Origin of the sequence: Corallococcus sp. AB045, from assembly GCF_003668895.1 — a bacterium.
GTDB classification, from domain to species: Bacteria; Myxococcota; Myxococcia; order Myxococcales; family Myxococcaceae; genus Corallococcus; species Corallococcus coralloides.
The window spans coordinates 1-8,899 of record NZ_RAWN01000288.1; the positions used below are offsets into that span (position 1 = coordinate 1).

The 8,899-nt window shown below is 71.0% G+C and carries 11 protein-coding genes; 2 read left to right on the top strand and 9 right to left on the bottom strand.

Annotation, left to right across the window (positions count from 1 at the left end):
• Positions 1–178: 178 nt before the first annotated feature.
• Positions 179–1,177, top strand: coding sequence for a YafY family protein (locus D7Y21_RS38195; protein ID WP_121718334.1), 999 nt, complete (start codon positions 179–181; stop codon positions 1,175–1,177).
• Here D7Y21_RS38195 and lpdA read toward each other — a convergent pair.
• Positions 1,174–2,571 (bottom strand): dihydrolipoyl dehydrogenase, encoded by a 1,398-nt coding sequence (gene lpdA, locus D7Y21_RS38200; protein WP_120562862.1) that lies wholly within the window; start codon positions 2,569–2,571, stop codon positions 1,174–1,176. The two genes, D7Y21_RS38195 and lpdA, sit on opposite strands and share 4 nt — an antisense overlap.
• Before the next feature lie 114 nt (positions 2,572–2,685).
• On the opposite strand from lpdA, the gene D7Y21_RS38205 reads away from it, so the two are divergent.
• Positions 2,686–3,786, top strand: a complete 1,101-nt coding sequence (locus D7Y21_RS38205; protein ID WP_233612455.1) for a hypothetical protein — start codon at positions 2,686–2,688, stop codon at positions 3,784–3,786.
• A gap of 59 nt (positions 3,787–3,845) precedes the next feature.
• On the opposite strand, the gene D7Y21_RS38210 is transcribed toward D7Y21_RS38205, so the two are convergent.
• The 8 genes from D7Y21_RS38210 to D7Y21_RS38245 all read right to left on the bottom strand — a co-directional run.
• The gene (locus D7Y21_RS38210) at positions 3,846–4,289 is read right to left on the bottom strand and encodes a DofB protein (protein WP_120562860.1); all 444 of its coding nucleotides are present in this window, start codon (positions 4,287–4,289) and stop codon (positions 3,846–3,848) included.
• Positions 4,290–4,511: 222 nt separating this feature from the next.
• Entirely contained in the window at positions 4,512–5,129 is a 618-nt protein-coding gene (hisIE, locus tag D7Y21_RS38215; protein WP_121718336.1) for a bifunctional phosphoribosyl-AMP cyclohydrolase/phosphoribosyl-ATP diphosphatase HisIE, read from the bottom strand.
• Positions 5,126–5,908 (bottom strand): histidinol-phosphatase, encoded by a 783-nt coding sequence (gene hisN / locus D7Y21_RS38220; RefSeq protein ID WP_121718337.1) that lies wholly within the window; start codon positions 5,906–5,908, stop codon positions 5,126–5,128. The genes hisIE and hisN overlap by 4 nt, the downstream gene beginning before the upstream one ends.
• Complete coding sequence (hisF, locus tag D7Y21_RS38225; protein WP_370039871.1) at positions 5,905–6,669, bottom strand: imidazole glycerol phosphate synthase subunit HisF; 765 nt, start codon at positions 6,667–6,669, stop codon at positions 5,905–5,907. The genes hisN and hisF overlap by 4 nt, the downstream gene beginning before the upstream one ends.
• Positions 6,666–7,211: an imidazoleglycerol-phosphate dehydratase gene (locus D7Y21_RS38230; RefSeq protein WP_121718338.1), complete on the bottom strand. Its 546-nt coding sequence runs from the start codon at positions 7,209–7,211 to the stop codon at positions 6,666–6,668. The genes hisF and D7Y21_RS38230 overlap by 4 nt, the downstream gene beginning before the upstream one ends.
• Positions 7,208–7,924: a HisA/HisF-related TIM barrel protein gene (locus D7Y21_RS38235; RefSeq protein WP_120562856.1), complete on the bottom strand. Its 717-nt coding sequence runs from the start codon at positions 7,922–7,924 to the stop codon at positions 7,208–7,210. The genes D7Y21_RS38230 and D7Y21_RS38235 overlap by 4 nt, the downstream gene beginning before the upstream one ends.
• Positions 7,921–8,514: an imidazole glycerol phosphate synthase subunit HisH gene (gene hisH, locus D7Y21_RS38240; RefSeq protein ID WP_121718339.1), complete on the bottom strand. Its 594-nt coding sequence runs from the start codon at positions 8,512–8,514 to the stop codon at positions 7,921–7,923. The genes D7Y21_RS38235 and hisH overlap by 4 nt, the downstream gene beginning before the upstream one ends.
• The coding region (locus tag D7Y21_RS38245; protein WP_121718340.1) for an aminotransferase class I/II-fold pyridoxal phosphate-dependent enzyme at positions 8,514–8,899 on the bottom strand (386 nt) is incomplete at its 5' end. The genes D7Y21_RS38245 and hisH, both read right to left, overlap by 1 nt.

Genomic DNA, 8,899 nt, shown 5'->3' on the forward strand with positions numbered 1-8,899 from the left:
GCATCGTCGCGATTCCCCGGCCCGCGCCCCGCGTCGCTCCCGCGACCAGGGCCACCTGTCCTTCGAGTGGCTTCATGTCAGTGCTCCCCTTTCAAGCGCCACCATGCATCCCCAATCCTGACAACCCCTGTCATGATTCCCAGCCCAGGCTGCACCTCTCCCAAAGCCCAGAGGGCCCATGCGCGCGGATCGCCTCGTCCACCTGTTGATGCGCCTCCAGGCCCGCTCTCGCAGCACCGTGGGCGAGCTGGCGCGCGAGCTCCAGGTCTCCAGCCGCACCGTGCACCGGGACCTGGACGCCCTCTCCACCGCGGGCGTCCCCGTCTACGCCACCCGCGGCGCCGCGGGCGGCGTGGCGCTGATGGAGGGCTGGCGCACGCAGCTCACCGGCCTCACCCGCCCGGAGCTCCAGGCCCTGGCCACCGTGGGCGCCCCTGGAGCCCTGGACGACCTGGGCCTGTCCGGGCCGCTGCGCACGGGATTGGTGAAGCTGGCCGCCGCCCTCCCCGCCCTCCAGCAGCCCGCGTTGGAGCACGCGCGCCAGCGGCTGCACGTGGACGCCTCCGGCTGGTTCACCGGCCGTGAGCCCCTGCCGCACCTGGGCAAGCTGCGCGACGCCGCCTGGCAGGACCGCCGCGTGTCGCTGAGCTACCAGGACTTCGACGGCGCCCGCTCCCGCCGGACGGTGGACCCCTACGGGCTCGTGATCAAAGCGGACCGCTGGTACCTCGTCGCGGGGACGGACAAGGGCCCGCGCGTCTTCCGGGGCGGGCGCATTGGCGACGTGCGGCTGCGCCCCCAGGGCTTCACCCGCCCGCAGGGCTTCGACCTGCCCGTGTTCTGGAAGGACTGGTGCGCGAAGTTCGCCACCGAGCGCCCCCGCTACGACGTCACGCTCTCCTGCACGCAGGAGGGGGAAGCGGCGCTGCGGAGGATGCGTCCCCCGGCCGACGGTGAGCGCATCGACAAGGCGCCCGCGGCACGCGGTGGGAAGCGGAAGGTGACGCTGGACTTCGAGCGGGAGTCCATCGCGGTCTCCCAGCTGTGCGAAATCGGGGCGGGCGTGGAGGTGCTCGCCCCGGAACCACTGCGCCAACGGCTGGCCGCGCTGGCGGCCTCACTCCAGGCGCTCTACGGCGGGCCCGGCCGGAAGGGGCCGGGCCGCCGAGCCCGCTAGAAGTGCAGCGGGTGACCCAGCGTGGCCTCGGCGCCCTCGTGCATGATTTCCGAGAGCGTCGGGTGCGCGTGGATGGTGTGGGCCAGCTCCTCGGTGGTGATCTCCAGCTTCATCGCGACGCAGGCCTCGGCGAGCAGCTCCGTGGCGTGCGGCCCGATGATGTGGATGCCCAGCACCTCGTCGTACTTCTTGTCGGAGACGATCTTGATGAGGCCGACCGACTCGTTGGAGATGGCCGACTTCGTCACGGCGCCGAAGGGGGCGATGCCCACCTTCACGTCGTAGCCGCGCTCCTTGGCCTTCTTCTCCGTGAGGCCCACGGACGCCACCTCGGGGTAGCAGTACGTGGCGGACGGGGTCAGGTCGTAGTTGATGGGCGCGGGGTTCTTCCCGGCGATGTGCTCCACCACCATCACGCACTCGGCGCTGGCCATGTGCGCCAGCATCGGCGTGGGGATGACGTCGCCAATGGCGTAGACGTTGGGCTCGCTGGTGCGGCACAGCGTGTCGACCTTGATGAAGCCGCGGTCCACCTGGACGGCCGTCTTGTTGAGGCCCACGTCCTCGGTGACGGGCGAGCGGCCCACCGCCGACAGGAGGATTTCGGCCTCCAGCGTCTTGGTCTCGTTGCCCACCGTCATGGTGACGCGCACGCCGTCCGCCGTGTGCTCCACCTTCTGCACCGCGGAGCCCGTGTGCACGTCGATGCCGCGGCGGCGGAAGACCTTGTCCAGCTCCTTGGAGATGTCCGCGTCCTCGATGGGGAGCAGCGCGGGCATGTACTCCACGATGGCCGTCTTGCTGCCCACGTGGTTGAACACGGAGGCGAACTCGCAGCCCACCGCGCCCGCGCCCAGGACGATGATGCTCTTGGGGATGCGGTCGATGGTCAGGATGGAGTCACTGTTCATCACCCGCTTGTGGTCCACCGCCACGTTCGGCAGGGACTTGGGCACGGAGCCCGTGGCGATGATGATGTTCTTCGTCTCCAGGGTCTGCTTGGAGCCGTCCTCCGCCGTGACCTCCACCTTGCCCTTGCCGGCGATGCGGCCGTGGCCCTTCACCACGGTGATCTTGTTCTTCTTCATCAGGAAGTCGATGCCGTTGGCACCCTTCGTGACGACCTTGTCCTTGTGCTTCTGGGCGTTGGCCCAGTTCACGGTCGGGTTCGCCACATCGATGCCGAAGTCGGACGACTCCTTGATGTGGTGGAAGAGCGACGCCGTCCACAGGAGCGACTTGGTGGGGATGCAGCCGCGGTGCAGACACGTGCCACCCAGGCGCTTGTCCTTTTCGATGATGGCCGTCTTCAGCCCGAGCTGGGCCGCGCGGATGGCGCCCACATAGCCGCCAGGACCCGAGCCGATGATCACCACGTCGAAAGTCTCAGCCACACACGCCTCCGGTCATTTTTGCGGATGGAACTCGCGGGCGCTGATAACCCCCGGTCCCGGTTGGAATCAAGGAGTTTGCTCGTGCGTCGCTTCCCGCTCCACACGCTTCTCTTGATGCTAGTAGCGCTGCTGGCGTTCGCGCGCCTCTATTACGTGTCGCATCAAGCCCCGCCCGCTCCGGCCCCCGGGAAGGCGCCGGGCCCAACGCCGGTGAGGATCACCCCGCCCGACCTGGGCCCCGCCGCGTGCCGGGGCCTGGACGCCGTCCTGGGGGACCTCCTCCAGTCCGACGGTGGCACCGGAGGGGACGCGGGCACGGCCTGGAGTGACGCGCGCCGCCAGCTCGGCGACTGCCCCACTCCTCCCGCCGCCGCCTGCGCCCGGGGCCCTGCCCTGGCCTCCCGCGCGCCCCTCATGGCGAAGGACGACCTGCCCCGCGAGCTGCTCGCCACCCTGTGCGAGCGATGTGCGCCCGCTGACAATCCCTGCGGCCTGGCCGTGACGCAGGCGTTGCGGGAGGCCGCGCGCCGGGGGAACCCGCCCCTCCAGGAGGCAAGCTGGAGCCTGGAGCACGCGGGGCCCGCCCTGGGCGCGGCCTGCCAGGAGCTCGCGCGCCAGGCCGTGGGCCCCGCGGCCGTGACGGGGGCGGTGGTGGAGCCACAGCTGCTGGCGCTCACGGAGGCGCTGGCGCCCACGTGCGTGAAGACGGGGCAGTTGCCCGCGCCGCTCCTGAACGCGGCGGCGGTGCAGCAGGCCCAGCGGGCGCCCATGCTGGCGACGCTGAACACGGCGGGCTCGGTGGAGACGAAGCCCATCGAGCCGGATCAGCCGACGGGGCCCGGGGACGCGTTCCGCGCGTTCGACGGGGACGAGCTGTCCGGGGTGAAGCTGCCCATGGCGGACGCAGGCGCTGGCCAGGACGGCGCGCTGCGGCTGGGGTACGCGCCGTCGCTGAAGTACGTGGTGTCCTTCCAGGTGCGGGCCACGGGGCCGGGCTCCCTGAGGGCACACGTCCGCGCTCCGGACGGCGTGGGACACGCGGATCCGGGCGGCAAGGACTTCTTCGTGGATCCCACCGTCTGCCGCTTCCACGGCACGGGCAGGTGGGAGATCTGCAAGCCCGGAGTCCCCCTGCTCGACGTGGACGCGGTGAGCGTCCTTCCGGAGCGGCCGGGGGTGGAGCTGAAAGAGCTGGAAATCATCGGCGCCCGGTAGGCTCGGGCGCCATCACGCACGCGGCGTCGGAGGGGCTCCGACGTCGCCCGCGTGGGTCCTCAGGCGATGAGGCCGCGGTCGCGCGCCTGACGGAAGATGGAGGACGCGTCCTTCTTCAGGGCGGTGGACACGTCCTTGACGATGGCGTCCGCCGACTTGGCGACCGACAGGTAGTTGTCGAACGTGCGAGTGAGGATGAGCACGCCCGAGATGATGACTCGCTGCAGGTTGTGCTGCAGGTCCGTGCCCTCGTACACGAGCCAGGACTGCTCACAGTAGCGGCGGCCCTCGGCGACCATCTGGTTCAGGTGCGCGCGCTCGGTCGCGTCGGGAACCTTCGCCTTGGGGCTGATGGACGCGATGTAGAGCACGTTCTGCCCCAGCCGCTGCGTCGCGTCCTCCATCTGCGCCATGATGGCCTGGACGTCATCCTTCGTCGGCGGGTTGTGCCAGCGCGAGAACAAGACGCGGTCGATGAGTTCGGATTGGTACGTGGCAGACACGAAGCCTCCGGGATGCGAACGCTGATGACGACGGGGCCGCTTCGTCGGGCACGGCCCGTGTCGCAGGGCGGAATCTGTACCAGGATCACAGAGGCGGTTGAAGAGTAGCGGACACACGCCTGCACCTTTGGGGCGCCTGTGTGCCAGCCACGCTGTGAGGATGCAGTGCAGCTGGACAACTCCGCCTGGGTCGAAACCGACACGCCAGATTATCCGGGGAATTCATGGCGGCTTCGGACGCGCGCGGGCGGCGAGGACGGCCTTCACGTCGTCCAGGGTCACGCCCAGGGCGCGCACCGCGACGAGCGCGTGGAAGAGCACGTCGGCGGCCTCTTCCGCGGCCCGGTGCGTGTCCGCGTCCGCGCAGGCGGTGACGAGCTCCGCGGCCTCCTCCCCCAGCTTCTTCAAGCGCAGGTTCCGGTCCTCCAGGAGGCGCCGGGTGTAGCTGGGCCTGGCGCCTTCGGGCTGGGGGCCGGACGCGCGTGCGGAGAGCGTCGCGTCCAGATGCGCGAGCGCGTCCCAGCGGCCCTCGCCGAAGCACGTCTCCTCGCCGGTGTGGCAGGCGGGGCCGGCCTTGCGCACGCGCGCGAGCACCGCGTCGCCGTCACAGTCCACGGTGAGGGAGACGACCTTCTGGGTGTTCCCGCTGGTGGCGCCCTTGTGCCAGAGGCCGCGCGTGCGCGAGCGGTAGTGCATCTCGCCCGTGGCGAGCGTGCGCTCCAGCGCCTCGCGGTCGGCGTGCGCCACCATCAGCACGTCGCCGGTGCTCGCGTCCTGCGTCACCACCGTCACCAACCCCTGGCCCTTGTCGAAGTTCAGCTTGGAGAGCTCCAGCGTCATGGCTGGACTCCCGTGCGCAGCACCTCGCGCACGCGCTTGGACAGCGCCGCGTTGGTGGCGATGCCGTCACCGCCGAACGCCGTGCGAGCACCCTTCCAGTCGGTGAAGACGCCGCCCGCCTCCTCGATGATGGGCTGCAGGGCCGCCGCGTCCCAGGGAGACAGGCCCTCGTCCACCATGACCTCCGCGCGGCCGGTGGCGACGAGGAGGTAGCCGTAGCAGTCCCCCCACGTGCGGGAGAGGGACGCCTGCCGGGACAGCTCCTGCCAGGCCGCGCCCTTCGTGGGGTTCTGGAGGAAGCGCTCATCGGTGACGAGCACCACGGCCTGCGCCAGCGAGTCCTGCTCCGACACGCGCGCCGCGGAGCCGTTCCAGAAGCAGCCCAGGCCCGGGGACGCGACGACCAGCTCGTTCACGGCCGGGAAGTAGGCCGCGCCCGCGAGGATGTTCTCCCCTTCCGCCACCGCGACCAGCGTGCCCCACAGCGGCACGCCCCGGATGAACGTCTTCGTGCCGTCGATGGGATCCAATATCCACCGGCGCTTCGCGCCCGGCCGGGACTCGCCGAACTCCTCGCCCAGGATGCCGTCCTGGGGGAAGCGCGCCTCCAGCCATTCGCGAGCGGTCCACTCGGCGGTGCGGTCCGCCACCGTCACGGGCGTTCCGTCGCTCTTGGTGTCGACGGCGATGCCGCGCCGGAAGAAGTCCAGCGCCACGTCACCGGCCTTGCGCGCCACGTCGGCGGCGGCCTCCATCAAGTCTCGCGGGTCCGCGTTCATGTCGTGCTCCGGATGGCGATGCCGTTGTCGTTCAGCAGGGACTTCAAGGCGCCCACCGTGGTGAGGCCGTCGTGGAGGATGCCGGCGACGAGCGCCGCGTCCGCCGCGCCCAGAGTCAGCGCATCGCGCACGTGCTCCGCGCGGCCCGCGCCTCCGGAGGCGATGACGGGCACGTCCACGGCTTCCGCCACCGCGCGGGTCAGGTCCAGATCGTAGCCCGTGCGCGCCCCGTCCCGGTCGATGCTGGTGAGCAGCACCTCGCCCGCGCCGCGCCGGACGCACTCCTTCGCCCAGGCTACGGCGTCCAGGTCGGTGGGCCGCCGGCCGCCGTGCGTGTAGACGCGGTAGCGGTCTCCCTCGCGCTTCGCGTCGATGCTGGCCACCACGCACTGGGCACCGAAGCGCTCCGCGCAGCCGGTGAGGAGCTCCGGCGTGGCCACGGCCGCGGAGTTGATGCTCACCTTGTCCGCACCGGCCCTCAGCGCGCGGCCCACGTCGTCCACGGTGCGCACGCCTCCGCCCACCGTGAGCGGGATGAAGAGGCGCTCCGCGGTGCGCTGGACCAGGTCCCACAGCGTCTGGCGCTCTTCGGCGCTCGCGGAGATGTCCAGGAAGGTCACCTCATCCGCGCCGGCCTCCTCATAGCGCCGGGCCAGCTCCACCGGGTCGCCCACGTCGCGCAGGCCCTCGAACTGGACACCCTTCACCACGCGGCCGCCCTTCACATCCAGGCAGACGATGATCCGTCGGCGGAGCATCACTTCACCTCCAGGGAGACACTGCCCTTCATGCTGAAGACGACGCCGGAGTCCACCATCGCGTCGCGCAGCGCGAGCCCTAGCGCCTTGAAGGCCGCCTCGGTGAGGTGGTGGCTGTCCTTGCCGCGAAGCACGCGCAGGTGGAGCGTGATGCGCGAGTGCTCGCAGAAGGAGCGCATCCAGTGCTCGTACAGCCGGTTCTTCAACGGGCCCCGGTAGTAGAAGCGACCGCCCGCGTCCAGGCACGCCTGCACCAGGGCGTCATCCATGGGCAGGGTGCGCTCGCCGTAGCGCGCGGCGGTGGCGGGGATGACGCGCTGGACGGCGGTGCCCAGGGTGATGGCCACGTCCTCCATCAGGTGGTGGCGCAGGTCTCCGCGAGCGCGCAGGGTCAGGTCCAGCCCCGCGTACCGCGCGAACGTGGCGAGCATGTGATCAAAGAACTTGAGGCCCGTGTCCACCCGGGCCACGCCGGTTCCGCGCGCCAGCTCCACTGTGATCTGGGTCTCCTTCGTTTCGCGGACGACCGTGGTGACCGTGCTCATTGCGTGAACTCCCGCGCGACCGCGCGCGCATCCAACCGCCCCGTGTACAGCGCCATGCCCACCACCGCTCCGTATGCGCCCACCGCCGCCAGCGAGCGCAGGTCCTCCAACGTCGTCACCCCACCGGAGGCGTAGAGCCGGTGCCGGCTCGAACGGGCCACCTCCTCCATCAAGGGCAGGTCCACGCCGCCCAGCTGCCCCTCCTTGTGCACCGCGGTGACGAGCATCCCGCCCAGCGGCAGGGGCTCCAGCGCGGCCAGCACGTCGCGGATGTCGCGCGCGCTGCCGGACGTCCAGCCGCGCGTCACGACCTCGCGGCCCTTCACGTCCGCGGCGACCACCACACGACTGGGAAAGCGCTCCGCGACCTCGGTGAGCCAGGCCAGGTCCTCGATGGCGCGGGTCCCCACGACGACCGAGGACGCACCGCCCGCGAGCACCGCCTCCACGCGCGAGGCGTCACGAACACCGCCGCCCACCGTGAAGGCGAGGCCCGGGGCATGCGACACCAGCCGGACCACCACGTCCGCGTTGGAGCCCTTGCCCAGCGCCGCGTCCAGGTCCACGACGTGGAACGTGCGGAAGCCCAGCGCGAGCCACTGCTTCAAGGCCTCCAGCGGATCATTCACGCGCACGCGCTCCGCCTCGTAGGAGCCCCCCACGAGCTGCACGCACGCCCCTTCCCGCAGGTCGATGGCCGGGATGGCGATCATGAGGACACCTCCTGGAGGAACGCCTGCACGAAGCGCACGCCCGCGTGGGAGGACTTCTCCGGGTGGAACTGCACGCCCAGCACGTTTCCGCGCCGCACGGAGGCGGGGAACCGGTCGCCCTCGTGGGTGGTCCAGCCCACCACTTCACGCGACTCCACGGCGCGGCAGACAAAGCTGTGCGCGTAGTACACGGTGGACAAGCGCGCGGACTGGAGCGCCCCGTCCTCCTCCACGTCGTTCCAGCCAATCTGCGGAACGTGCCGCGCGGCCAGCCGTGTCACCCGGCCCGGGAAGTAGCCGAGTCCCTGCCCTGCCCCTTCGTCGCTCTCCTCGAAGAGCAGCTGCATGCCCAGGCAGATGCCCAGGCACGGCAGGCCGGCGTCCAGCGCCTTGCGCATCGCCTCGCGTCCCGGAGCGAGCCGCGCCGCCGCCGAGCCGAACGCCCCGACGCCGGGAAGCACCAGGACGTCGGTATCCAGCGCGCGCAGCGGATCCTCCTGCACGCGCACTTCCGCGCCGGGCGTGGTGGCCAGCGCCTTGATCAGCGAGTGCAGGTTGCCCGCGCCATAGTCGAACAGGGTCACCCGCATCACAGCACCTCCTTCAAGGCCTTCAGCGCCGAAGCCATCATCGGCCAGGGACCGCAGCCGATGCGCAGCGCATCGCCCACGCCCGTGAGCCCTTCGAACACCCGCACGTTCACGTTGCGCTCCCGCAGCGCCTCGCCCACCCACCGCGCCTCTGGCACGGGGACGAGGAGGAAGTTCCCTTCCGAAGGGAGCGGATCCAACCCCAGCGCCTTCAAGGCGCCCCGCAGCCGCTCGCGGTTCTCCACCGCCTCCGCCGCGCAGGCCTCCATCCACGGGACGTCATCCGTGAGCGCGGCGACCGCCACGGCCTCGCCCAGCGCCGTGTGCTTGTAGGGCCCCCGGGCCTTCTCCACCTCCGCCACCAGCGACGGCGCCCCGACGCCCC